The sequence below is a fragment of the Monashia sp. HAY1-11D genome, from assembly GCF_056868035.1.
Genome location: NZ_CP200320.1, coordinates 3,907,160 through 3,931,753 on the forward strand (window position 1 = coordinate 3,907,160; position 24,594 = coordinate 3,931,753).

21 protein-coding genes and 1 pseudogene are annotated in these 24,594 nt (G+C 72.6%); 11 read left to right on the forward strand and 11 right to left on the reverse strand.

Annotation, left to right across the window (positions count from 1 at the left end; all coding sequences use genetic code 11):
* Positions 1 to 3: 3 nt before the first annotated feature.
* Positions 4 to 768, forward strand: a complete 765-nt coding sequence (locus AC1VM9_RS18140; protein WP_483123610.1) for a hypothetical protein — start codon at positions 4 to 6, stop codon at positions 766 to 768.
* Positions 769 to 772: 4 nt separating this feature from the next.
* On the opposite strand, the gene AC1VM9_RS18145 is transcribed toward AC1VM9_RS18140, so the two are convergent.
* A complete protein-coding gene (locus AC1VM9_RS18145; RefSeq protein WP_481346219.1) occupies positions 773 to 1,174 on the reverse strand; it encodes a pilus assembly protein CpaE in 402 nt (133 codons plus the stop codon).
* A gap of 52 nt (positions 1,175 to 1,226) precedes the next feature.
* Here AC1VM9_RS18145 and AC1VM9_RS18150 point away from each other — a divergent pair, with 52 nt between their 5' ends.
* Positions 1,227 to 1,958: a PIG-L deacetylase family protein gene (locus AC1VM9_RS18150; RefSeq protein ID WP_483123611.1), complete on the forward strand. Its 732-nt coding sequence runs from the start codon at positions 1,227 to 1,229 to the stop codon at positions 1,956 to 1,958.
* Here the strand turns inward: AC1VM9_RS18150 and AC1VM9_RS18155 are convergent.
* Both AC1VM9_RS18155 and glgA read right to left on the reverse strand, forming a co-directional pair.
* Positions 1,948 to 2,637 carry a hypothetical protein gene (locus AC1VM9_RS18155; RefSeq protein WP_483123613.1) on the reverse strand — a complete coding sequence of 230 codons (690 nt, stop codon included), beginning with the start codon at positions 2,635 to 2,637 and terminating at the stop codon, positions 1,948 to 1,950. The two genes, AC1VM9_RS18150 and AC1VM9_RS18155, sit on opposite strands and share 11 nt — an antisense overlap.
* Before the next feature lie 233 nt (positions 2,638 to 2,870).
* Entirely contained in the window at positions 2,871 to 4,073 is a 1,203-nt protein-coding gene (gene glgA, locus AC1VM9_RS18160) for a glycogen synthase (protein WP_481346222.1), read from the reverse strand.
* Between the two features lie 90 nt (positions 4,074 to 4,163).
* Between glgA and glgC the strand changes: the two are divergent.
* The 5 genes and pseudogenes from glgC to cphA all read left to right on the forward strand — a co-directional run bounded on the left by glgC (position 4,164) and on the right by cphA (position 11,572).
* A pseudogene (gene glgC, locus AC1VM9_RS18165) lies at positions 4,164 to 5,422 on the forward strand (glucose-1-phosphate adenylyltransferase).
* Positions 5,419 to 6,288: an LLM class F420-dependent oxidoreductase gene (locus tag AC1VM9_RS18170; protein WP_483123615.1), complete on the forward strand. Its 870-nt coding sequence runs from the start codon at positions 5,419 to 5,421 to the stop codon at positions 6,286 to 6,288. The pseudogene glgC and the gene AC1VM9_RS18170 overlap by 4 nt, the downstream one beginning before the upstream one ends.
* Before the next feature lie 76 nt (positions 6,289 to 6,364).
* A complete protein-coding gene (gene serB / locus AC1VM9_RS18175) occupies positions 6,365 to 7,705 on the forward strand; it encodes a phosphoserine phosphatase SerB (RefSeq protein ID WP_483123616.1) in 1,341 nt (446 codons plus the stop codon).
* A 9-nt stretch (positions 7,706 to 7,714) separates the two neighbouring features.
* The gene (locus tag AC1VM9_RS18180; protein WP_483123617.1) at positions 7,715 to 8,641 is read left to right on the forward strand and encodes a cyanophycinase; all 927 of its coding nucleotides are present in this window, start codon (positions 7,715 to 7,717) and stop codon (positions 8,639 to 8,641) included.
* Positions 8,642 to 8,668: 27 nt separating this feature from the next.
* Positions 8,669 to 11,572: a cyanophycin synthetase gene (cphA, locus tag AC1VM9_RS18185; protein ID WP_483123619.1), complete on the forward strand. Its 2,904-nt coding sequence runs from the start codon at positions 8,669 to 8,671 to the stop codon at positions 11,570 to 11,572.
* 239 nt (positions 11,573 to 11,811) lie between these two features.
* Here cphA and AC1VM9_RS18190 read toward each other — a convergent pair whose 3' ends face one another.
* The 3 genes from AC1VM9_RS18190 to fabG form a co-directional block, all read right to left on the reverse strand.
* Positions 11,812 to 14,100: a tetratricopeptide repeat protein gene (locus tag AC1VM9_RS18190; RefSeq protein ID WP_483123620.1), complete on the reverse strand. Its 2,289-nt coding sequence runs from the start codon at positions 14,098 to 14,100 to the stop codon at positions 11,812 to 11,814.
* Positions 14,101 to 14,149: 49 nt separating this feature from the next.
* Positions 14,150 to 14,911, reverse strand: coding sequence for an enoyl-ACP reductase FabI (fabI, locus tag AC1VM9_RS18195; protein WP_481347277.1), 762 nt, complete (start codon positions 14,909 to 14,911; stop codon positions 14,150 to 14,152).
* A gap of 138 nt (positions 14,912 to 15,049) precedes the next feature.
* Positions 15,050 to 15,793 carry a 3-oxoacyl-ACP reductase FabG gene (gene fabG / locus AC1VM9_RS18200; protein WP_481340712.1) on the reverse strand — a complete coding sequence of 248 codons (744 nt, stop codon included), beginning with the start codon at positions 15,791 to 15,793 and terminating at the stop codon, positions 15,050 to 15,052.
* Positions 15,794 to 15,964: 171 nt separating this feature from the next.
* On the opposite strand from fabG, the gene AC1VM9_RS18205 reads away from it, so the two are divergent.
* Together AC1VM9_RS18205 and AC1VM9_RS18210 are read left to right on the forward strand one after the other, a co-directional pair.
* Complete coding sequence (locus AC1VM9_RS18205) at positions 15,965 to 16,258, forward strand: DUF3099 domain-containing protein (protein ID WP_481340713.1); 294 nt, start codon at positions 15,965 to 15,967, stop codon at positions 16,256 to 16,258.
* 7 nt (positions 16,259 to 16,265) lie between these two features.
* Positions 16,266 to 16,508, forward strand: coding sequence for a hypothetical protein (locus AC1VM9_RS18210; protein WP_483123621.1), 243 nt, complete (start codon positions 16,266 to 16,268; stop codon positions 16,506 to 16,508).
* Positions 16,509 to 16,537: 29 nt separating this feature from the next.
* Here AC1VM9_RS18210 and moaA read toward each other — a convergent pair whose 3' ends face one another.
* Positions 16,538 to 17,566, reverse strand: a complete 1,029-nt coding sequence (moaA, locus tag AC1VM9_RS18215; protein ID WP_481340715.1) for a GTP 3',8-cyclase MoaA — start codon at positions 17,564 to 17,566, stop codon at positions 16,538 to 16,540.
* A gap of 33 nt (positions 17,567 to 17,599) precedes the next feature.
* Between moaA and AC1VM9_RS18220 the strand changes: the two genes are divergently transcribed.
* Positions 17,600 to 18,532, forward strand: coding sequence for an SURF1 family cytochrome oxidase biogenesis protein (locus tag AC1VM9_RS18220; protein WP_483123623.1), 933 nt, complete (start codon positions 17,600 to 17,602; stop codon positions 18,530 to 18,532).
* Positions 18,533 to 18,565: 33 nt separating this feature from the next.
* Here the strand turns inward: AC1VM9_RS18220 and AC1VM9_RS18225 are convergent, their stop codons facing one another.
* The 4 genes from AC1VM9_RS18225 to AC1VM9_RS18240 all read right to left on the reverse strand — a co-directional run bounded on the left by AC1VM9_RS18225 (position 18,566) and on the right by AC1VM9_RS18240 (position 23,324).
* Positions 18,566 to 20,437: an ABC transporter ATP-binding protein gene (locus AC1VM9_RS18225; protein ID WP_483124045.1), complete on the reverse strand. Its 1,872-nt coding sequence runs from the start codon at positions 20,435 to 20,437 to the stop codon at positions 18,566 to 18,568.
* A 167-nt stretch (positions 20,438 to 20,604) separates the two neighbouring features.
* Positions 20,605 to 21,426 (reverse strand): enoyl-CoA hydratase/isomerase family protein, encoded by an 822-nt coding sequence (locus AC1VM9_RS18230; protein WP_483123624.1) that lies wholly within the window; start codon positions 21,424 to 21,426, stop codon positions 20,605 to 20,607.
* 29 nt (positions 21,427 to 21,455) lie between these two features.
* Positions 21,456 to 21,650 (reverse strand): hypothetical protein, encoded by a 195-nt coding sequence (locus tag AC1VM9_RS18235; RefSeq protein WP_481344905.1) that lies wholly within the window; start codon positions 21,648 to 21,650, stop codon positions 21,456 to 21,458.
* A gap of 75 nt (positions 21,651 to 21,725) precedes the next feature.
* Complete coding sequence (locus AC1VM9_RS18240) at positions 21,726 to 23,324, reverse strand: ABC-F family ATP-binding cassette domain-containing protein (protein WP_481344906.1); 1,599 nt, start codon at positions 23,322 to 23,324, stop codon at positions 21,726 to 21,728.
* 145 nt (positions 23,325 to 23,469) lie between these two features.
* On the opposite strand from AC1VM9_RS18240, the gene AC1VM9_RS18245 reads away from it, so the two are divergent.
* On the forward strand, positions 23,470 to 24,588 hold the full coding sequence (locus AC1VM9_RS18245) for a lipid II:glycine glycyltransferase FemX (protein WP_483123626.1): 1,119 nt from the start codon (positions 23,470 to 23,472) through the stop codon (positions 24,586 to 24,588).
* Positions 24,589 to 24,594 lie beyond the last annotated feature (6 nt).

Consider the following 24,594-nt stretch of genomic DNA (forward strand, 5'->3'; position numbering starts at 1 on the left):
GGGGTGTCCGAGCTGCCCGCGTCCGTGCGCCTCGCGCTCTGGGTCACGGCCTCGTGGCGCGGCGACGTCACGACGACCGAGGCGCTGCGGCGTTCCTTCCCCGACCTCGACCACGTCGCCGGTGACCTCGGCCGGCTCGACGTGTGGCGTGACCTCGGCGAGCGGGCCCTCTTCGTCGCCCTGCCCCGTCCCGGCGACGTCAGCCGCATGCCGCAGGGGTCGGCGGCTGCTGCCGCCGCCGCCGCGGACTCGGGTGAGTGCGTGTTCGTCGCCGGCATCGGCGGCGTCCTCGTCCCGACGCTGTCGGAGTTCGGCCCCGACGGTGACGTCGGCTACCGCGCGGACTGGACCGCGTACGAGGCCGACCCCATCCCGCGGCACCGCCTCGAGATGCTCGACCTGCGCGAGATCGAGCGCGGCCTCATCCAGTCGCTACGCACGCACACCGACCGGTTCGAGGCCGCCGGCGGCCAGCCCTGGGGCACCCGGGCCCGCGCGGACGCCGAGACCGACCTCGACGCGTCGCTGTGGGGCGTGCCCGAGGGGACGTCCGGACGGGCACTGCGCATCATGTCGCTCGCCGCCAACGTCGCCCGCCTGGCCCACCGCACCGCCGGGCTGACGAGCCTCGGCAGCGCCGGCGTCGACGTCGCCACGACGGCGACCCGCGCCATGCTCCTGCGCGACCTCGGCGCGGACGCCGACGCAGCGCTCGCCGACGCGACCAACGTCGCCGTCATGTCCATCGCCGGGTGGCGTCCGGCCTGAGGGCTCAGGCCGCAAGGTGTTCGAGAAGCGCTCTGGCGTAGGCGCGCTCGGCGTCGATGTCGACGTGCCGCTCCTCCTCTCCTGACGGACTCCTCAGGACGACGGCGAAGCCGCCGTCGAGCCGCTCGAGCGCCACGAACGCGTCACCGAGCCGGTCGCGCAGCTGCTCCTCGCGCGGCAGCCACACCACCTTGTCCCGCTCGACGCTGTCGAGGGCCCACTCGGTCGTACCGTTGAACCCGATGACGTCGCCGGTCGTGAAGTGGTGCACGTCGACGGTGAGGTCGCTGATGACGAAGACCTCCTCCTCCATGCCGGCGACCGGGACGACGAACCGGTCGCCCGAGCGGGGTTCCCAGGCCAGGCCGGCGTCCGAGAGCCGGCGCGCGAGGTCGAGGTTCAGCATGCCCCATCCTCACATCCCCCGCCGGACCCGCCAAGGTCCCTAGATTGGTGCCATGACGACGACGCCGCCGCAGCTGACGCCCCTCGACGAGTCCGCCTTCGAGCGCGTGCTGTGCGTCGTGGCACACCCCGACGACCTCGAGTACGGCACGGCCGCCCTGGTCGACAAGTGGGTCAAGGCCGGCAAGACCGTGACCTACCTGCTCGCGACCCGCGGTGAGGCCGGCATCGACACGACCCACCCGGACGAGGCCGGTCCCCTCCGGGAGCGGGAGGAGCGCGAGGGCGCCGCACGGGTCGGCGTCGAGGTGGTCGAGTTCCTCGACTTCACCGACGGCGCCGTCGAGTACGGGCTGCCGCTGCGTCGGGCCATCGCGCGCGAGATCCGCATCCGCCGACCCGACCTCGTCGTCGGGCAGACCTACGCCGACCGCTTCCCCGGCGGCTTCGTCAACCAGGCCGACCATCGGGCGGTCGGGCTCGCGACCATCGACGCCAAGGCCGACGCCGGCAACCGGTGGATCTTCCCCGACCTCGTCGACGAGGGGCACGAGCCGTGGCAGGTCAAGCAGCTTCTCGTCACCGGCGACCCCGAGCCCACGCACTTCGTCGACGCATCCGACCACTTCGAGGCGGCGGTGGCCTCACTCGAGGCGCACGAGGCCTACCTGGCCGCCCTCGGCCCGGAGTACCCGAAGCCGCGCGACCTGCTCGAGATGATCCTGGGCGCTCCCGCCGAGGCGACCGGCGCCAGGTACAGCGTGGCCGGGCGTCTCATCGGGTGACGGTCGCTTCGAGAAGAGGTCGCAACGCCCCGGCCCGGGCGGCCTGCCAGGCGCGCAGGCCGGGTACCGCCGCCACCGGCTCACGCAGCGAGCTCTGACGCAGCGTCCCGGCCAGGGCGACCATGAGTCGCGTTGCCTCGTACGGGAGCCCGGCCAGGATTCCGCGAGCGGTACTGAGCGCCATCGCGCCTCCGCCGACATGCCCTGACGCGACGACGTCGACGGCGAGCCCGGCTGCGTCGAGCCACGCCGCGCCGGCGGCGGCACGCCCCCAGTCGACGAGCCACACACCGTCCTCGTGCTCGACGACGTTGTCGCAGCGCACGGCGAGGTGCACGAGGTGCGGCCCCGCCGTCCACGTGCGCCAGCCGTCGCTCATCGCGACCAGGGTCTGCAGGCGGCCGCGCTCCCAGTCGTCGAGCACCTCTGGCCGGGACGCGAGCTGCTGCCACCCGTCGAGGGCGGGCAGCCGCTCGACGGCCGGCGCGAGACCGCGGACGTCCGTGCGTCCCGAGGTCCGGGTGATGGCGTCGGTGACGGCCGCGACGTGCTGGGTGCGCCACGGCGGCCCGACGGCAGACCCGGACGCGGCGCTCGTCACGATGGCGAACCAGTCGTCGTGCCTCGCCGAGGTGAGCAGGGGGGCGTGCGGGACGTCCTCCGGCAGTCGCCGGAGCACGTCGGCCTCTTGAGCGTACCGGCTGAAGGCCCTCGGATCCTGCTGTGCGGCAACCGCTTTCACGAACACCTGGCGCTCGTCGTCGAGACTCAGACGAGCGGCGACACGCGATGACGTCCCGCCCTGCACCGCCTCCTGCCCCACCACGCGCGCGCCGAGCGACCGTTCGACCGCGCGCACGAGCGCGCGTGGTGCATCGGCCCAGTCGGACCGCCTGGTCGAACCGGACGGCATCAGCTGTCGAGGACCGCCCGGTAGACGTCGAGGGTGCGGTCGCCGATGGAGGCCCACGAGAACGACTCCACGGCGCGGGCCCGGCCCGCCAGCCCACGCGCCCGGGCCCGGTCGACGTCGGAGACGGCGTCGGACAGCGCGGCGGCGAGGTCGGCGACGAAGCGGTCGGGATCGACCGGGGTGCCGGTGCCGTCCTGCACCTGCTCGATCGGCACGAGCCACCCCGTCTCGCCGTCGACGACGACCTCGGGGATGCCTCCCGTGGCGGTGGCCACGACGGCCAGCTCGCACGCCATGGCCTCGAGGTTCACGATGCCGAGCGGCTCGTAGACCGACGGGCAGACGAACACCGTGCCGTGGCTGAGCAGCGCGACGACCTCGGAACGCGGCAGCATCTCGGCGATCCACACGACGCCCTCGCGGCTCGCCCGCAGGTCGTTCATGAGGCCCTCGACCTCGGCCAGGATCTCCGGCGTGTCGGGAGCACCGGCGCACAGCACGAGCTGCACGTCGGGCGGCAGCTGGGCACACGCCCGGAGCAGGTACGGCAGGCCCTTCTGGCGGGTGATGCGACCGACGAAGACGACCGACGGGCGGTCGGGGTCGACGCCGTGCCGCACGACCGTCGCGCGTGCCGCCTCCGAGCGGTCCGGCGCCCACAGCTGCGAGTCGATGCCGTTGTGCACCACGTGCACCCGCTCCGGGTCGAGCGACGGGTAGCTCTTGAGGATGTCCTCGCGCATGCCGGCGCTCACGGCGACCACCCCGGCCGCGGCCTCGTAGGCGGTCCGCTCGGCCCACGACGAGACGCGGTAGCCGCCGCCGAGCTGTTCGGCCTTCCACGGGCGCATGGGTTCCAGCGAGTGGGCGGTGACGACGTGCGGCATCCCGCCGAGGAGGGAGGCGAGGTGGCCGCCCAGGTTGGCGTACCACGTGTGCGAGTGGACCAGGTCCGCGCCGACGCAGTCACCGGCCATGCCGAGGTCGACGCCGAGAGTCTGCAGCGCGGCGTTCGCGCCGACGAGCCCGGGCACGTCGGCGTAGGCCGTCGTGCCCTCTTCGTCCCGCGGCGCCCCGAAGCACCGCACCTGCACGTCGAGGTCACCTCGCTCGCGCAGGGCACGGACGAGCTCGGCGACGTGAACGCCGGCTCCACCGTAGATCGCGGGCGGGTACTCCTTGCTGAGGATGTCGACGCGCACGTTGGCAGACTAGTCCCGCCTCTCGGGACGGCAAGGGTTTGTTCGTGGCGCAACCTGTCGGGTCGTGCACGCCTGCCCTACTGTGGCGACATGGCCCGACGAAGCCCCGCCGCAGGACCGAAAGTGCTCGCGATCGTTCTCGCGGGAGGTGAGGGCAAACGCTTGATGCCGTTGACTGCCGACCGGGCCAAACCAGCCGTGCCCTTCGCGGGCATCTACCGCCTCATCGACCTCGCGCTGTCGAACGTCGTCAACTCCGGCTACCTGCAGGTCGTCGTCCTCACGCAGTACAAGTCGCACAGCCTCGACGCGCACGTGACCAAGACCTGGCGCATGTCGACGCTGCTCGGCAACTACGTCACGACCGTGCCGGCCCAGCAGCGCGTCGACAAGAACTGGTACCTCGGCAGCGCCGACGCGATCTACCAGAGCCTCAACCTCATGCACGACGAGCGTCCCGACATCGTGGTCGTCGTGGGCGCCGACCACGTGTACCGCATGGACTTCGGAGCGATGGTCGAGCAGCACATCGACTCCGGAGCGGCGTGCACAGTCGCCGCGATCCGCCAGCCCATCTCGCTCGCGAACCAGTTCGGCGTCATCGAGGTCGACGACGCCGACCCGACGAAGATCGCCGCGTTCCTCGAGAAGCCGAGCGACCCGAAAGGCCTGCCCGACAACGAGAACGAGGTGCTGGCCTCCATGGGCAACTACGTCTTCACCGCGGACGCGCTCGAGGACGCCGTGACCCGCGACCACGACAACGACGCGAGCAACCACGACATGGGCGGCGACATCGTGCCGTACTTCGTGGGCCGTGGCGAGGCCGGCGTCTACGACTTCAAGGACAACGACGTGCCGGGCTCCACCGACCGCGACCGGGGCTACTGGCGCGACGTCGGCACCATCGAGTCGTACTACGACGCGCACATGGACCTCGTGTCGATCCACCCCGTCTTCAACCTCTACAACTACGAATGGCCGATCTACACACAGCACGCGCCGTACCCGCCGGCCAAGTTCGTGCACGGCAGCGGGGACCGGATCGGCGAGGCCCTCAACTCGGCCGTCTCCCCCGGCGTCGTCGTGTCCGGTGCCCACGTGTACGCGTCCGTGCTCTCCCCCTCGTGCACGTGCACTCGTACGCGAGCATCCAGGGGTCGGTGATCCTCGACGGTGTCGAGGTCGGGCGGCACGCGCAGATCCGGCGGGCGATCATCGACAAGAACGTCCGCGTGCCCGACGGCTGCCAGATCGGGATCGACCACGACCACGACCGGGCTCGCGGCTTCCACGTCACCGAGACAGGCATCGTCGTGGTCGGCAAGGACCAGGTCGTCACCGCGTGACCCGCGCGGCCGCGACGACACCCGACGAGCTCGCCACGCCGCGGAGCGCCGCCGACCCGCGGCCGGCGCGGGTCGGCGTCCAGGTCCCGCCGCAGCACGCGACGTGGGCCCAGATCCGGCGCACCGCCGCGACGCTCGAGGAGATGGGCGTCGACGTCCTCCTCGGCTGGGACCACTTCTTCCCACTCAGCGGTGACCGCGGCGGGCTGCACTTCGAGTGCTGGACGATCCTCGGCGCCTGGGCGGAGTCCACTGAACGCGTCGAGATCGGCGCCCTCGTCACGTGCAACAGCTACCGCAACCCCAACCTCCTCGCAGACATGTCCCGCACCGTCGACCACATCAGCGGCGGCCGGCTCGTGCTCGGGATCGGCTCGGGCTGGGCGCAGCTCGACTACGACGAGTACGGCTACGAGTTCGGCACCGCGGGCGGACGCCTCGACGACCTCGCTCGCGACCTGCCGGTCATCCGCGACCGGTGGACCCGCCTCAACCCACCGCCGACGCGCGACATCCCAGTCCTCGTCGGCGGTGGCGGCGAGCGGAAGACGCTGCGCATCGTCGCCGAGCACGCGGACATCTGGCACGGCTTCGGTGGTCCCGAGCAGATCGCCCACAAGCACCGTGTGCTCGACGCCTGGTGCGAGCGGCGCGGCCGGGACCCGCTGGAGATCGAGCGCTCCGCCGGCGTGGCCTTCGTGCCGGGCCGCAACCCCGACCAGCGCGGGGACTACGCGAGCAACGCCCAGCAGCTGCACGACGTCGGCACCCGCCTGTTCACGGCGAGCGTCGCGGCGGCCGAGCCCGACCTGGCCCGGGTCCGCGACCTGCTCCAGTGGCGGGACGAGGTCAATGCGTCGCGGTGAGCCGTGAGCCGGCTCGCCGGCGGTCGCATGCCGGATGGGGCGGCCGCGGTCCGGGGCGGCTCGTTAGCCTGACGACGTGAGTGACGCCAGCACCCGACCGGTCGACGCCAGTCCCACGCCCGAGGGCATGCCCGACGCTGCGCAGACCCTCGGTGGGGCCGCGGCGGGAGCGGAGGGCACCGAGCCGGGGGTGACCGAGCCCGGCGCCACGCTCAGCGTCACGGTGACCGGGAAGGACCGCCCCGGCGTCACCGGGGGACTCCTCAGCGCGCTGTCCGGGGTCGGTGCAGAGCTGCTCGACATCCAGCAGGTCGCCGTCCACGGCCACCTGACCCTCGCCGTCCTGCTGCGCGCCGGCGACCACGCCGAGCAGCTCCGCGACGCCGCCGCCGTCGCCGCGCACCGGCTCGGGCTGACCCTGTCGGTCCTCGAGGGCACCGGTGACAACGCGCGGTCGCGTCAGGGCAGGGCGGCGGTCGTGGTCCTCGGCGCCCCGCTGCGCGCCGACGCGGTCTCGCTCGTGACGAGCCACATCGCGCAGCACGGGGCCAACATCGACCGCATCCGCCGGTTGTCGCGCTACCCCGTGACGACCGTCGAGTTCGACATCTCCGGTGCCGACGTCGCCTCGCTGCGCACCGAGCTCGCGCTCGTCGCCGCCGGCGCGGGCATCGACGTCGCCGTGGCACCCGGTGGGCTCGCCCGACGCGGCCGCAGGCTCGTCGTCCTCGACGTGGACTCGACGCTGATCCAGCAGGAGGTCATCGAGCTGCTCGCCGCGCACTGCGGCCGCGAGGCCGAGGTGGCAGAGGTCACGGCCCGGGCGATGGCCGGTGAGCTCGACTTCGAGGAGTCGCTGCGGGCCCGTGTCGCCACCCTCGCCGGCCTGCCCGAGTCGGTGCTCGCGGAGGTGCGCGACTCCGTCGTGCTGACGCCGGGGGCGCGCACGCTCGTGCGCACGCTCAAGCGTCTGGGCTTCACCGTGGGGCTCGTCAGCGGCGGGTTCATCGAGATCGTGGGCGAGCTCGCGCAGGAGCTCGGCATCGACCACGCCCGCGCCAACCGCCTCGAGGTCGCGGACGGCGTCCTGACCGGACGCGTCGTCGGCGAGGTCGTCGACCGCGCGGGCAAGGCGCGTGCGCTGCGCGAGTTCGCCGCGGACGAGGGCCTGCCGCTGAGCCGCACCGTGGCGATCGGCGACGGGGCCAACGACCTCGACATGCTTGACATCGCCGGGCTCGGGGTCGCCTTCAACGCCAAACCCCTTGTGCGCGAACAGGCCCAGACGTCGGTCAACGTGCCCTACCTCGACTCGGTGCTCTACCTGCTCGGCATCTCGCGCGAGGAGATCGAGGACGCGGACCTGTCGGACGGCACGCCGACGCAGGCTCCGCCCGTGTCGCACGCCGGTCACTAGGCTGGGCCGATGCACAGCACCCCGTCCCTCGGCCCGGCCTCGCCCCCCGTGGGCGGCGTGCGCCGGACGCTGCTCGTCATCGGCGGCGCCGAGGACCGGCTCGGACGCTCGGTCGTGCTCAAGCGGTTCGTGCGCCTGGCCGGCGGACGCTCCTCCCGCATCGTCGTCATCCCCACCGCGTCGGCCTACGCGGACGAGGTGTCGGAGTCCTACCGCGACGCGTTCACCCGGCTGCGAGGCGGTGACGTCGTCGCCGTCCACCCGCGGACGCGTCGCGACGCCGCCTCGCCAGACCTGGTCGCGGAGCTCGACGCCGCCACCGGTGTCTTCCTCACCGGCGGCAGCCAGGTCAAGCTCGCCCAGAACGTCGTCGGCACCCCGGTCGGTGACGCGATCGTCCGCGCCTACGAACGCGGGGCCGTGGTCGCCGGGACGTCGGCGGGCGCCTCGATCCTCAGCCGGTTCATGATCTCGCTCGGCGACGAGGGCCTGACCCCGCGGCAGCGGGCGAGCCAGATCTCGGCCGGCCTCGGCCTGGTGGAGGACGCCATCATCGACCAGCACTTCGACCAGCGAGGCCGCTACGGCCGGCTCATGTCGATGGTCGCCGCCTCGCCGAACCTGCTCGGCCTGGGGATCGACGAGAACACCGCCGCCGAGATCCGCGACGGCCGGTGGCTCACCGTCCTCGGAGCGGGCGCCATCTTCCTCGTCAACGCCCGCGACGCCGTCACCGACGCCCCCGACGCCCGGCGCGGGGCCCCGCTGCTCGTGTCGGGCGCGGTGGTGCACTCGCTGCCCGCCGGCAGTACGTTCGACCTCGAGCACGTCGAGCTGACCTCGTTCGTCGAGCGGCACCCCGACATCGAGGGCGCCGTCGTGCCGGCCAAGGACCGCACGGCCCGGGTCGGTCCGGGCAGCAGCACCGTCCACTGAGATCCCCCATCCCCCAGGAGCACTGCGATGGCCGTCGAGGTACCGACCCCCACCGGACTCGCGCGTCCGGACCTGACGATCCTCGAGACGAGGATCTACCGCGGTCCGAACGTCTGGTCCTACCAGCAGGCGGTCCACCTCGTCGTCGAGCTCGGCAGCCTCGAGGAGTACCCGACGGTGTCGTTGCCGGGATTCACCGACCAGCTGCTGGCAGCGGTCCCCGGCCTCGAGAACCACACGTGCTCCCGGGGCCGCAAGGGCGGTTTCGTCGAGAGACTCCGCGAAGGGACCTGGCTCGGGCACGTCACCGAGCACGTCGCCCTGCAGCTGCAGACGCTCGCCGGGCACGACTCCCGTCGGGGCAAGACGCGCGGCGTCAAGGGTCACCCCGGCCGCTACGACGTCATCTATGCCTACACCGACGAGACCGTCGGTGTCGCCGCCGGACGCCTCGCGGTGCGGCTCATCAACCACCTCGTGCAGCCCGAGGAGGGCTTCGACTTCGACACGGCGTTCCACGACTTCCTGCGCCAGGCCGAGCGCGTCGCCTTCGGCCCGTCGACGTCGGCGATCCTCGAGGAGGCGGCGTCGCGCGACATCCCCTTCATCCGGCTCAACACCGGCTCGCTCGTGCAGCTCGGCCAGGGCGTCCACGCCCAGCGGATCCGGGCGACCATGACGAGCCGCACGGGTGCGCTCGCCGTCGACATCGCCGGCGACAAGGACCTCACCACGAAGCTCCTCGGCTCGGCGGGCCTGCCGGTGCCCAAGCAGGCGTCGGTCCGCACGCTGCGCGGCGCCGTCGAGGCGGCCCGACGCATCGGCTTCCCCGTCGTCGTCAAGCCGCTCGACGGCAACCACGGCCGTGGTGTGTGCCTCGACCTGCGCAGCGACGAGGACGTCGAGAAGGCGTTCGACATCGCCAGGGAGCAGTCGCGGCGCGGCACGGTCATCGTCGAGTCGTTCGTCACCGGCCGCGACTACCGGTGCCTCATCGTCGGTGGCCGGATGCAGGCCATCGCCGAGCGGGTGCCGGCTCACGTCGTCGGTGACGGCACCCACACCGTCGGCGAGCTCGTCGAGGCCACCAACGCCGACCCGCGCCGCGGCGTCGGCCACGAGAAGGTCCTGACGAAGATCCGCGTCGACGGCCCCGCACTGGATGTCCTTGCCGCACAGGGGTACTCCCTCGATTCGGTGCCGCCCGAGGGTGAGATGGTCAAGCTCGCCCTGACCGGCAACATGTCCACCGGGGGCATCTCCATCGACCGCACCTTCGACGCACACCCCGACAACGTCGAGATCGCCGAGGAGGCCGCGCGCATCGTCGGCCTCGACGTCGCGGGCATCGACTTCATCTGCCCCGACATCACCTACCCCGTCCGTGAGACGGGAGGTGCCATCTGCGAGGTCAACGCCGCGCCCGGCTTCCGGATGCACACGCACCCCACGGTCGGCGAGCCGCAGTTCATCGCCAAGCCGGTCGTCGACCTGCTCTTCCCGCCGGGGACGCCCTCGCGGGTGCCGATCGTCGCGGTCACCGGCACCAACGGCAAGACGACGACGTCACGGATGATCGCCCACATCTTCAAGGGTCTCGGCCGCAAGGTCGGTATGACCTCGACCGACGGCGTCGTCATCGACGAGCGCCTCGTCATCAAGGCCGACGCGTCGGGCCCCCGGTCGGCGCGGATGGTGCTGCAGAACCCACGCGTCGACTTCGCCGTCATGGAGGTCGCGCGGGGCGGGATCCTGCGCGAGGGCCTCGGGTACGACCGCAACGACATCGCGGTCGTCACCAACATCGCGCCGGACCACCTCGGGATGAAGGGGATCGACACCCTGCGCCAGCTCGCCGACGTCAAGGCCGTCATCGTCGAGGCGGTGCCCCGCGACGGCTTTGCCGTGCTCAACGCCGACGACCCGCACGTGCGCAACATGCGACGCCGGTGCTCGGGCGGCATCGTCTGGTTCACGATGTCCGAACCCGGCACCGAGGTGCGTGAGCTCGTCGACGACCACTGCCGTCGGGGCGGGCGCGCCGTCGTGCTCGAGCCGAGCGACCGCGGGGAGATGATCGTCATCAAGCACGGGCGCCGCAGCATGCAGCTGGCCTGGACGCACCTGCTTCCCTCGACCTTCGGCGGTGCGGCGCGGTTCAACGTCGCCAACGCGCTGGCCGCGGCCGGGGCGGCCTTCGCCGCGGGGGCGCCCCTGCATGACATCCGGCAGGGTCTGCGCACCTTCGCCACCACCTACTACCTGTCCCCCGGGCGCCTCAACCTCGTCCACGTGGGCAACGCCGACGTCTTCGTCGACTACTGCCACAACGCCGCCGGCATGAAGGAGCTCGGGACCTTCGTCGACCGCTACGCCGAGCAGAAGCGCGGGCAGGCCGACCTGGCCCGGGTCTCACGCATCGGCATGATCGGAGCCGCCGGCGACCGTCGAGACGACGACATCCGCGAGCTCGGCGAGGTCGCCGCGCACCACTTCGACGTCGTCGTCGTCCGCGAGGACGCCCGCCTGCGTGGGCGCCGCCCCGGCGAGTCGGCGCAGCTGGTCGCCGAGGGTGCGCACAAGGCGATGGCCGACGGGGCCCGCTGCCGGCAGGTCGAGATCGTCCTCGACGAGCTCGAGGCGACGCGGCACGTGCTGGCGCGCACCAACCCAGGTGACGTCGTCGTCATGTGCGTCGACAACCACGCCCGCGTCGTCGCCGAGCTCGAGGAGCGGACGAAGTCGGCGCAGGCCGGCGCGCGCCTCGGAACCCCCGGGGCGGCCACGAGCGACCCCGACCTCGACCCGAGCACGCTCACCGAGACCGCGGAGGCCGAGGGCACCGAGGCCGAGGAGGAGGCGCTCGTCGGGCTCCCGGGTGACGCGCCGGGCGAGGCGGACCCCGGCCAGGCCGACGACACCGCCGTCTGACCGAGGCCCTGCGGCCCGGAAGTGCGCCACGGCGCGGTTCCGGACGGCATCCGGCCCCGTTCGGCGACGAGAAGTGCGCCACGGCGCGGTTCCGGCCGGCATCCGGCCCCGTTCGGCGACGAGAAGTGCGCCACGGCGCGGTTCCGGCCGCGATCCGGCCCCTCCCCGTCGCCCAGAATTGCGCCACGGCGCGGTTCCGGACGGCGTCCGGGGACGGCCCTGCCGCGAGGGCGCCTGGGTCAGCCGTCGGCCGGGGCGAGGTCGTCGGCGTAGGCCCGCAGGGCCCGGCGGTAGGACTGGGCTTCGGGGTCGGTCGTGGCGTCCAGGGTCGCGCGCACCAGGTCCGCGACTGCCTCACGCTCACGGCCTAGGTCGGTGCGCACGAGCGCGCGGAACAGCAGTGCCGCCGTGCTGTGGGGCCGGGTCTCGAGCACGTCCTCGAGGACCGCGTCGGCCTCCTCGGGCCGACCGACGACGCGCAGACTCGACGCGAGCTGCAGCTGCGCCCGGTGCCGGTGCGGCTCGGGCAGTCCGCCACGGATCGCCTTCTCGTAGAGCGGGATCGCCCCGTGCTCGTCGCCCGCCGAGTCCATCGCGCCGGCCAGCTCGAACTCGAGCCGCGCGTCGCCGGGGTGCTCGTCGAGGAGTCGCCGGGCCGCTGAGATGCGCCCCTCCGGGTCCGCGGTCTCCCACAGGGCGGCGATCTCCGCCTCGAGCTCGTGCTCGCCCCGGGCAGCCACGACCTTGCGTCGGATCACCCGGGCGTCGTCGACGGTTCCGCCGTTGTCCCGCAGCCAGCGGTCGACCTCCGCGCGCTCGGCGTGGCACATGAGGGCCACGACGTCGCCGTCGTGGGCATGCGCGACGAGCTGCTCGAGGGCGGACAGCTCGGTGTCGTGGGCGGGGACGTCGAGGACGCCGACGCGCGCCAGGCCGTCCCGGAAGAGCCCCAGGAGGTTCTCCGGCTCCCTGCCGCGCAGGTAGCGCCTCGCGATCTTGAGGACGACGTCGTCGGCGCCCCGCCCGGCGATCTCGCCCATGGCCTCGATCGCCTCGTCGGTGCGGTCACCCGCGCAGCCGAGCCCGACGCGGACCGCCCCGCCGGGGGCCGCCAGGCCGTGCGCCACCTCGAGGAGCGCCTCGAGACCCGCCTCGTTGTGGGCCATGTCCATGATGACCGTGGCTCGACCGCCACGCCCGAGCGGCAGCGTGTAGGTGTTGAGGCGCCCCCAGTTGTGCTCGGGGTCGGGCGCGAAGGTGCGCAGCCCTTCCACGACCGCGGAGCGCGGGACGCCGAGCCCGAGGGCCGCGGCCGCACCCGCCAGGGCGTTCGCGATGTTGTTGCGCGACAGGCCGCTCAGGGTCATCGGCACGTCGGTGACCTTGACGAGCCGGTCGGGGTCGCCGTTGGCCGACAGGACGACGATCTCGCCCTCGAGCACCGTGATCCCCCGACCGCCGGCGTTGACCGCCTCCCAGAGGGCCGGCGAGTCGGGGTCGAGGCTGAACGCCCACGGCTTCGCCCGGCTGCGGCGGCGCATCGCCCACACGCGTGGGTCGTCGCCGTTGAGGACGCACCAGCCCTCCGGCCGCGTGACCGTGGTGACGATGGCCTTGACCTCGGCGAGCTGGTCGAGGGTGTCGATGCCCTGCAGCCCGAGGTGGTCGGCGCTGACGTTGGTGACGACGCTGACATCGTTGGCCGTGACGCCCATGCCACGCAGCAGCATGCCGCCGCGGGCCGTCTCGAGGATGCCCACCTGGAGGCCCGGGGTCTCGAGGACGCCGCGGGCGCCGGCCGGGCCCGAGAAGTCACCGGCCTCCGTGGTCTCGCCCATGACGACGATCCCGTCGGTCGAGCTCCAGGCCGTCGTCAGCCCGGCGGCCATGCACATGTGCGCCATGAGCCGGGTCGTCGTCGTCTTGCCGTTCGTGCCGGTGACGGACGCGACCGGCACGGTGGGTGTGATGACGCTGGGGCCGGGGCCGTCCGGCGCGGCGAGGATCCTCTCGGCCGCCGCGCCGATGGCGTCCTCGGCCCGGCACGTCGGCGCGAGGAGCTGCTCGAGGACCACGGCGACCTGCTCGCCGGCCACCTGTCCGCGGGTGCGGTGGACCCACGGGAAGGCGAGCACCGCGTCCTCCACGGCTCCTCCGGCGCGAACCCGGACGCCGAGCCGGCCGACGCCGATCTCGGTCCCGAGGCGTCGGGTCACGGTGCGGATGACCCGCATGACGAAGCGCTGGCGCAGCGCCGTGCCGCGCTTGCCCGGCCGCGCCGAGCGCAGCCCGAGGCGCGCCGCGAGGGCCTCGGCCTCGGTCCGCCGCAGGTCGAGGTAGCCGGGCAGGTGCAGGCTGACCTTGATGGCGGGCCGAGCGAAGTAGAGGTTCGGACCGTCGAGGACGCGCACCTCGTCGACCCGGACGGCCTCGGTCGCGGTGGCGGCGTCGGTCCCGGCGTCGGTCGCGGCGTCGGTGGTGGCGTCGGTCGCGCCGAGGGTGGTGGCGTCGGTCGCGGCGTCAGGCATGGGCAGGACTCTAGCGACGGGCTGGGGCGCTCGCGCGGCGCCGGTCAGGTCACTGGCCCATGGCGTGCACGCCGCCGTCGACGTGGACGATCTCGCCGGTCGTCGCCGGGAACCAGTCGGACAACAGCGCCGCGCACGCCTTGGCCGCGGGGACGGCGTCGTTGACGTCCCAGCCGAGCGGGGCGCGCTCGTCCCAGACCTGCTCGAACTGCTCGAAGCCGGGGATCGACTTGGCGGCGGTGGTGCGGATCGGACCCGCGGCGACGAGGTTGCACCGCACGTTCCTCGGGCCGAGGTCGCGGGCCAGGTAGCGGTTCGTCGACTCGAACGCGGCCTTCGCCACCCCCATCCAGTCGTACACCGGCCAGGCGAACTTCGCATCGAAGGTGAGCCCGACGACGCTGCCACCCTCCTTCATGAGCGGCAGGGCCGCGACCGCGAGGGACTTGAGGCTGTACGCCGAGATGTGCAGGGCCGTCGACACGTCCTCCCACGTCCCCTCGATGAAGTTGAACGCGCCCTGCGGGGCGAACCCGATGGAGTGCAGGACGCCGTCGAGGCCGTCGACGTGCTCGGCCAGGCGGTCGGCGAGGGTGTCGAGGTGTTCCTGCTCGGCGACGTCGAGCTCGATGACCGCAGGCGTCTCGGGCAGGCGACGCGCGATCGTCTGGGTGATCTTCATCGTCCTCCCGAACGAGGTGAGCACGACCTGCGCCCCTTCCTCCTGAGCGATCTTGGCGACGTGGAACGCGATCGAGCTGTCCATGAGGACACCGGTGACGAGCAGCTTCTTGCCTTCGAGGATTCCCATGCCTGCGACTTTCTGTGGGTTCGGGGAGGAGATGCGGTCGACGCGCCTGCAGCGTGTCGGAGCGTCAGCGCCGGTCAGCGCCGGTCAGCGCCGGTCAGCGCCGGTCAGCGCCGGTCAGCGCCGGTCAGCGCCGCTGGGTCAGTGCCCCATGCCGAGGCCGCCGTCGACGGGGATGACGGCGCCGGTGATGTAGCCCGCCTCTTCGCTCGCGACGAACCGGACGACGGAGGCGACCTCCTCCGGCGTGGCGAAGCGGCCGGCGGGGATCCCGGATAGGTAGGCCTTCTTCTGGTCCTCGGGAAGCCCCGCGGTCATCTCGGTCTCGATGAAGCCCGGGGCGACGACGTTGGCCGTGATGCCGCGCCCACCGAGCTCGCGGGTGATCGACCGGGCCAGGCCGACGAGCCCGGACTTCGACGCGGCATAGTTGGTCTGGCCGGGCGAGCCGTAGAGGCCGACGACACTGCTGATGAGGACGATCCGCCCCTTGCGCTTGCGGATCATGCCGGTGGCGGCCCGGCGCGCGCAACGGAACGCACCGGCGAGGTTGGTGTCGATGACCGCGTCGAACTCCTCGTCGCTCATCCGCATCAGCAGCGTGTCGCGGGTGATCCCGGCGTTCGCCACGAGCACCTCGACCGGGCCACCGAGCAGCTCCTCGGCCTGCGTGAACGCCTGGTCGACGGACGCCGTGTCGGTGACCTCGCAGACGACGCCGCGCAGCCCGTCCGGCGGCTCCCCCGAGCGGTAGGTGATGACGACGTTGTCGCCGGCGTCCGCGAAGGACCGGGCGATGGCCAGGCCGATGCCGCGGTTTCCTCCGGTCACGAGCACGTTGCGCTGCGTCCCCGCGGGTGCGCCGGGCGATGCGGTCGATGCCACTGGTCGTTCCTCCGTCCGTCCGGCCAGGCCGGGTCGTCGTGCTCACGGTCCGGCCACCTCGGCGGTCCGGAGCCCCATCAGTGCTGTCTGGTGCTGCCCCGAAACCTAACGGACTACCCAAGGGTAGACAGCACCGTAGGTCGCGGGCCGACGGCGACCTAAGGTGGAGAGGTGGCACGACACAACGACCGACCGGTGGTCCACACCGTCACCTCGGCGGCGACGTCGACGACCGACGACCAGAGCGCGCGGATGAAGCGCTACCTCATCATGATGGGGATCCGCGTCGCGTGCTTCGGGCTCGTCTTCGTCACGTCCGGCTGGGTGCGCTGGGCCGCCGTCGCCGGCGCGGTCGTCATCCCCTACTTCGCCGTCGTCATCGCGAACGCGGTGCGACCGCGGGAGGTCGGCTCCATCCAGGCCGTGACGCCGCGACCCGACGACACCCACCGCCTCGAGCAGTGACCCACCGGTGAGCGTCCTTCCCTCCCTCGACCCGGTCGAGGCACCCGAGCACGTCTGCAGCGCGAAGGGCTGCCGAGCGACGGCCCGTCACGCGGTCGTCTGGAACAACCCGAAGCTGCACGCCGCCGACCGCCGCAAGGTCTGGCTCGCGTGCGACGAGCACCGGACGTCCCTCGCCGACTTCGTCGCGCTCCGGGGGTTCCTCATCGAGGTCGTCCCCGTGGAGGCGCTGACCGACGCCGACGGCTGACCGGTCGGCCGCGACGGTGCTCGGCCGGCTCAGCCGCCGATGGCGGACATGGGCCGGTCCGGCTGCACGAAGTCCGGGTCGCCGATGCCGTGCCCGCGCCGCTTGCGCCACATCTCGCCGCGCATCAGAGCGAGCAGCTCGTCGTCGGAGGCGCCGTCGCGCATCGGCCCGCGCAGGTCGGTCTCGGTGGTGGAGAACAGGCAGTTGCGCACCTGTCCGTCGGCGGTGAGTCGGGTGCGGTCGCAGGCCGCGCAGAAGGGGGCCGACACGCTGGCGATGATGCCGACCGTCTGGGGACCGCCGTCGACGAGGAACCGCTCGGCGGGGGCACTGCCCCGGTCCGCGGCCGGCAGGGGTGTCAGGGTCCACCGCTGCGAGAGCCGGGCCCGGATCTCGTCGGCCGTGACCATGTCGCGCCGGTCCCACGCGTGCTGGGCGTCGAGGGGCATCTGCTCGATGAAGCGCAGCTCGTAACCGCGCTCGAGGCACCACGCCAGCACGTCGGCGACCGCGTCGTCGTTGAGACCGCGCATCGCGACGGCGTTGACCTTGACCGGCGTCAGCCCGGCCTCGGCCGCCGCCCGGAGCCCGGCCTCGACGTCGGCGAGCCGGTCCCGGCGCGTCAGCCGCGTGAAGGTCTCGGCGTCGATGGTGTCGAGACTGACGTTGACGCGGTCGAGCCCCGCGTCGCGAAGGGCGGAGGCGACCTTCTCCAGGCCGACGCCGTTGGTCGTCATGGCGATGCGGGGCCGAGGCTCGAGCGCGGCGATGCCGGCGACGAGGTCCACGAGGGAGCGACGCAGGAGGGGCTCGCCACCGGTGAGGCGCACCTGGGTGACGCCGTCTCGGACGAACAGGCCGATGACGCGCAGCATCTCCGCGTCGGTGAGCATCTCGGCGCGCGGCATCCACGGCAGACCCTCCGCCGGCATGCAGTACGTGCAGCGCAGGTTGCACCGGTCGGTGACCGACACCCGCAGGTCGCGCGCCACCCGCCCGAACCGGTCGGCGAGGCCGGTGCCGACGGGCAGCACCGTGGGGTCGGGAAGGCTGGTCATGGCCTCCACTCTAGGCCGGGGTACCGTCAAGACGTGCTCAGACTGTGGCTGACCCGGCGCTGGCTGGTCGGGACCCTCCTCGCGGTCCTCTTCGGCGTCGCGTGCTTCTACCTCGGCCTGTGGCAGTGGCACCGCCACGAGGACAAGCAGGTCAAGGTCGACGCCATCGGCCGCCACTACGACGCCTCGCCGGTCCCGCTGGAGCAGGCCCTCGCGGCAGGGCCGCTCACGCCCGAGCGGCAGTGGACGCGCGTCACCCTGAGGGGCACGTACGCGTCGGGCAGCGACCTGCTCGTGCGCAACCGCACCCTCGACCAGACGGTCGGGTTCGAGGTGCTGACCCCCTTCTCGACCGACGGACACGTCGTCCTCGTCGACCGGGGCTGGGTGCCCAACGCGCAGAACGCCGAGACGACGCCCCCGGCCGACCCCGCCCCCGCGGGCGAGGTCGCCGTGACGGGATGGCTGCGCACCGACGAGCCGAGCCTGGGCCGGGACCTGCCGCACCCCCAGCTGGCGAGCATCGACCTCACCGACGCCCGGGCCCAGGTGCCCGCGCTGAGCCCCCTCGACTGGTACGTCGTCCTCGGCTCCCAGCAGCCCGCCGCGTCGCCGGGCGCCCACCCGGTGCGGCCGCTGCCCCGCCCCGAGGAGGACCTCGGACCGCACCAGGCCTACGCCTACCAGTGGTGGCTGTTCATGCCCGGCGGCGTGGTCTTCGTCTGGTGGGCGATGCGCCGCGAGGTCCTGCTGGCCGACAGCGAGACCGAGGACGGGATCGAGGGCGACATCGAGGGCGACGGCACATGGCGGCCGGCGCCGGGTGAGGGGTCGGTCGGGCACGTCCCGGTCGGCGTCGACCGCGCCGCCGCTCCCGCCGCCTCGGACCGTCCGTCACGGCCAGCACGTCCGGCCAAGCCGGCCAGACCCAGGAAGGTGCGCATCTGGGACGAGGAGGACGCGTAACCGTCCTCGGGCGCAGATCGCGGGCGGTGGCGCTCAGACCGCGCGCTCGACGGCCTTCTCGTCGAACTGGGTGGCGTGCAGGTCGGCGTACAGCCCGCCCCGGGCGAGCAGCTCGGCGTGTCGGCCCGTCTCGACGACACGGCCGTGGTCGAGCACCACGATGAGGTCGGCCTGCCGGATCGTCGAGAGCCGGTGGGCGATGACGATCGACGTGCGGCCCTCGAGGGCGGCGTCGAGCGCGCGCTGGACGGCCACCTCCGACTCGGAGTCCAGGTGGGCCGTCGCCTCGTCGAGCACGACGACGTCCGGCGCCTTGAGCAGCAGCCGTGCGATGGCGAAGCGCTGCTTCTCGCCGCCGCTGAGCCGGTGACCACGGTCACCCACCACCGTGTCGAGCCCCTCGGGCAGCTCCTCGACGAGGTCGCTGATCTGGGCCGCGCGCAGCGCCGCCGCGACCTGCGCCTCGGTGGCATCGGGACGGGCGTAGAGGAGGTTGGCGCGGATCGTGTCGTGGAACAGGTGCGCCTCCTGGGTCACGACCCCGACGCGCTGGCGCAGCGACTCCATCGTCACGTCGCGCAGGTCGAGGCCGCCGATGCGGACGCTCCCGGCACTCGGGTCGTAGAGCCGGGCGACGAGCGCGGTGAGCGTCGTCTTGCCGGCGCCCGAAGGACCGACGAGCGCCACGAGGGACCCCGCGGGCACGTCGAGGTCGATGTCGTGCAGGACGAGACCGCTGCCCCGGCGGTCGCCGGACGCGACCGACTCGAGCGAGGCCAGCGACACCTCGTCGGCGGAGGGGTAGCGGAACGACACGCCGTCGAGCGCGACGCCGAGCGGACCCCTGGGCAGGGCCACGGCGTCGGGTCGCTCCCGGACGAGGGGCTCGAGGTCGAGCACCTCGAAGACGCGTTCGAAGGAGATGAGGGCGGTCATGATGTCCACGCGCACGTTGGACAGCGACGTCAGGGGGCCGTAGAGGCGGGCGAGGAGGGCGGCCAGTGCGAGGAGGGTGCCGACCGAGAGCGTCCCGCCGACGGCCATGACCCCGCCGAAGCCGTAGACCATCGCGGTGGCGAGGGCCGCCACCAAGGTGAGTCCCGCCATGAAGACCGTGCGGTTGACCGCGATCTCGATGCCGATGTCGCGGACGCGTCCGGCGCGCTCGGCGTACTCGGCCTCCTCGCGCGCGGGCGAGCCGAAGAGCTTGACGAGGAGGGCACCGGCGACGTTGAACCGCTCGGTCATCCGGGTGCCCATGTCGGCGTTGACGGTCATCTGGCGGTGGGCGAGCGTCGCGAGACGGCGCCCCATGAGCCGCGCCGGGACGAGGAAGAGCGGCACGAGCAGCAGCGAACCCAGCGTCAGCGGCCAGGAGAGGGCGAACATCGCGCCGACGACGAGCACGACCGACACGACGTTGCTGACGACGTTCGACAGCACCGAGGTGAAGGCCTGCTGGGCGCCGACGACGTCGCTGTTGAGACGCGAGACGAGCGAGCCGGTCTGGGCGCGCGTGAAGAAGGCGATCGGCTGGCGCAGGACGTGGCCGAAGACCTCGGTGCGCAGGTCGTTGATGAGGCCCTCGCCGATGCGCGCGGAGTACCAGCGTGAGACGACCGTGAGCAGCACGTCCACCACCGCGATGGCGGCAACGACCAGGGAGAGCCGGACGACGAGGCCGGAGTCCCTCGGTACGACGCCGTCGTCGACGATCCCCTTGAGCAGGAGCGGGACGGCGACGACGAGGAGCGAGTCGAGGACGACGACGAGGAGGAAGGCCGCGATGGCGCCCTTGTAGGGGCGCGCGTAGCCGAGCACCCGACGCCGGGTGCCCGGCGCGAGGCTCCGCTCGGCGACGGACGAGTCGCGCGACATCGACCGCATCGCCATCCATGGCTGCATCCCCACGGCGACTCCTCCTTGCTCCGCGTCGGCCCTCTCGGACCGGCTGCTCCTCTCCATCCAACCCGCGACCACCGACACCGATTCCCGACACCGATTCCCGACACCGTTCACAGCACCCGGCGACGTGCCCCGGCGTCGGAAAGCCCCCGGAGGCCTCGGGGGTGTCAGGACGCGTCGGGAGCGTCGGGAGCGTCGGGACGCAGGCGCCCCACCATGCCGAGGAGGAGCCCGGTCTGGGCCTGACGCTCGGCGCGCAGCTGGGTCTCGGCGTCGTTGGTCACGGCGGCGCGCAGCAACGGCTTGAGGGCACGCACCGCCTCGGCGGGGGCCTCGAGGAGGGCCGCGACGAGGGAGGCCGTGGCCTCGTCGAGATCGGCCGCCGGCGCGATCGAGGTGAGCAGGCCCATGGCGTGGGCCTCGGGCGCCGACACCGGTCGGCCCGTGGCACACATCTCCAGGGCCCGGGCGTACCCGACGAGGTGGACGAGCGGACCCGTGCCGCCGAGGTCCGGGACGAGGCCGAGGCTCACCTCACGCATGGCGAACCACGAGTCGAGCGCCGCGACGCGCAGGTCCGCGGCGAGCGCGAGCTGGAGTCCCGCCCCGATCGCGTAGCCGTGCACCTGGGCGACGACGACGGCCGGACACTGCGCCCAGGCCGTGAAACCCTCCTGGAAGCGCGCGATGCCGTCCTGGACGGACGCGGAGCCGCCGGAGACGAGCGCGAGGACGCTCTCCTCCCCCGGCACGCCCTCGGGCGTGAACATCGCGGTGTCGATGCCGGCCGAGAACGCCGCGCCCTCCCCGCGCAGGACGACGACGCGCACCTCCTCGGGCACCGAGCGGGCCTGGTCGGCGAGCGCCGCCCACAGCGAGGGCGTCTGGGCGTTGCGCCGGTCCGGGTGGTCGAGGACGAGGGTGCGAACGGGGCCGGCCGTCTCGACACGCAGGTGCGGATGGGGTCGGTCGTGCTGCGTCGCGGTCATGCCTCGCAGGCTACCGGCGGGTCACCTCGTCAGGCGGCCGCGGGCAGCCGGGCCGGCAGCACGGCCCGGAGCACGCCCCACCCGGCGACGGACGCCGGCTGGACGACCTCGACCCGGAAGACGCGTGCACAGTCCAGGCACGACCAGGCGGCGGTCGGGTCGGGGAAGGGCGTCACGTCCTCGCCCGCGCAGAACGGGCAGCTAAGGGTGTGGTCGGTCGGCATGTCGAGAAGTGTCACGCCGCCGGGGACGAAAGACAATAACGGTCCATGATGTGACCCATCACAGACACTTATGAGTCAGGCGAGCGCGATGAGGTCCCGGTAGTCCGGCCCCCAGAGGTCCTCGACACCGTCGGGCAGCAGGAGGATGCGCTCGGGCTCGAGGGCCTCGACCGCGCCCTCGTCGTGGGTGACGAGGACGACGGCGCCTTCGTACGTCTTGAGCGCGCCGAGGATCTCCTCGCGCGAGGCGGGGTCGAGGTTGTTCGTGGGCTCGTCGAGGAGGAGGACGTTGGCGGCCGAGACCACCAGCATCGCCAGCGACAGGCGCGTCTTCTCACCGCCGGACAGCACGCCCGCGGGCTTGTGGACGTCGTCGCCGGAGAAGAGGAAGGACCCGAGCACCTTGCGGACCTCGGTCTCGCCGAGGTCCGGGGCACTCGACTTCATGTTCTCCAGGACGGTCCGCTCGACGTCGAGGTTCTCGTGCTCCTGGGCGTAGTAGCCGAGGCGCAGGCCGTGGCCCGGCTCGACCTCGCCCGTGTCCGGGGCGTCGACGCCGGCGAGCATCCGCAGCAGGGTCGTCTTGCCGGCGCCGTTGAGGCCGAGCACGACGACCTTGCTCCCCCGGTCGATGGCGAGGTCGACGTCGGTGAACACCTCGAGCGACCCGTACGAGCGCGACAGCCCTGAGGCGCGCAACGGCGTCCTGCCGCAGGCAGCCGGTTTCGGGAAGCGCAGCTTGGCCACCTTGTCCTGGACGCGCTCGCCCTCGACGCCGGCGAGGAGGCGCTCGGCACGCTTGGCCATGTTCTGGGCGGCCACGGCCTTCGTGGCCTTGGCACGCATCTTGTCCGCCTGGGCCAGCAGTGCGCCGGCCTTCTTCTGCGCGTTCTGCAGCTCGCGGCGTCGGCGTCGCTCGTCGGTCTCGCGCTGCTGGAGGTAGGTCTTCCAGCTGACGTTGTAGACGTCGAGGGCCGAGCGGTTGGCGTCGAGGTGGTAGACCTTGTTGACCACCGCGTCGAGCATGTCGGCATCGTGGCTGATGACGATGAGCCCGCCCTTGTACGCGCGCAGGTACTCGCGCAGCCACACGATCGAGTCGGCGTCGAGGTGGTTGGTCGGCTCGTCGAGCAACAGGGTCTCGTTGCCGGAGAAGAGGATCCGCGACAGCTCGACGCGTCGCCGCTGGCCACCGGAGAGCGTGCGAAGGGGCTGGGAGAGGATGCGCTCGTCGAGCCCGAGGGCGCTCGCGATCGAGGCTGCCTCGGACTCGGAGGCGTAGCCGCCCTGGGCCTCGAACTCGACCTCGAGGCGCGCGTACTTGCGCATGGCCTTGTCGCGGACCTTCTCGTCGTCGCTGCCCATCCTCACCTCGGCCGCGGCGCGGTCGCGGACGATCGTGTCGAGGCCGCGGGCCGACAGGATGCGGTCCCGGGCGAGGATCTCGAGGTCGCCCGTGCGCGGGTCCTGGGGCAGGTAGCCGACCGCGCCGGTGCGAGTCACGGTGCCCGCGGCGGGCAGCCCCTCCCCGGCGAGGACCTTGGTCAGGGTCGTCTTGCCGGCCCCGTTGCGACCGACGAGGCCGATGCGGTCGCCGGAGTCGACGCGGAAGCTGGCGTCCTCCAGCAGCAGGCGCGCCCCAGCACGCAGCTCGATCCCGGTGGCGACGATCACGGCGTTCCTCCTCGATGTGCCGCACTTCGTCAGCGGCCGGACAACCCCACCATTCTAGGAGCGTCGCGAGGGTGCCGCCGACGGGTCGTCCCGCCGCCGGCTCACGTCGTTGCGGCGTCGATGCGCTCGGGTAGCGTGAGCCCCCGTGACAGCCCCCATCACCGCCCGTGACATCACCGCAGCCGAGCACCTCGCCTGGCTGCGCACGCAGCCGTCCGCGAGCTTCCTGCAGACCCCGGCGTGGGGAGAGGTCAAGCGGGACTGGCGACACGGGTCGGTGGGCTTCTTCGAGGGCGACCGGATGGTCGGCGCGGCGCTCGTGCTCCATCGGTCCCTGCCGCGCATCGGGCGGTCGCTCGCCTATGTCCCGGAGGGTCCGGTCATCGACTGGACCTCCCCGCGTCTCGTCGAGCTGCTCCGCGCACTGCGGGACCACCTCCGCGGCAAGGGGGCCTTCGCGCTGCGTCTCGGGCCACCCGTGCCCACGCACCGCTGGCACGCCGCCACCATCAAGGCGGCCATCGCCGACGACGACGTGCGCCGCTACGACGAGGCGACCCCCGACGTCGTCGAGCCCGTCGGCACCGCGGTCGTCGCCGAGCTGGAGCGACTCGGCTTCCGGCACCTCTCGCCCGAGGACGGGTTCGCGGCCGGGCAGCCCGAGTACGTCTTCCAGGTGCCTCTCGCGGGGCGCACCGAGGCCGACGTCCTCGCCGGCATGAACCAGCTCTGGCGCCGCAACGTCAAGAAGACCACCAAGAACGGCGTCACGGTCCGCGTCGGCGACGCGGCCGACCTCGGGACGTTCCACCGCCTCTACGTGGAGACGGCAGAGCGGGACCGGTTCACCCCACGGGGACGTGAGTACTTCGAGCACATGTACGCGACGATGTCGGCCGAGGACGCCCACCGCATCCGGGTGTACCTCGCCGAGCACGAGGGCGACGCCCTCGCCGCGACGATCTGGATCCGCGTCGGTGAGCATGCCTGGTACTCCTACGGCGCCTCGACCGCCGCCAAGCGCGAGCTGCAGGCGTCCACCGCGATCCAGTGGCAGATGATCCGCGACTCCATCGCCGCGGGCGCGACCGTCTACGACCTGCGCGGGATCACCAACACCGTCGCGGCCGACAACCCCCACATCGGGCTCATCCGGTTCAAGGTCGGGACGGGCGGCGAGGCGGTGCGTCTCGCCGGTGAATGGGATCTGCCGCTGAACCGCTTGCTGTACAAGGCTTTCGACCTCTACATGAAGCGGCGGTGACGGTTC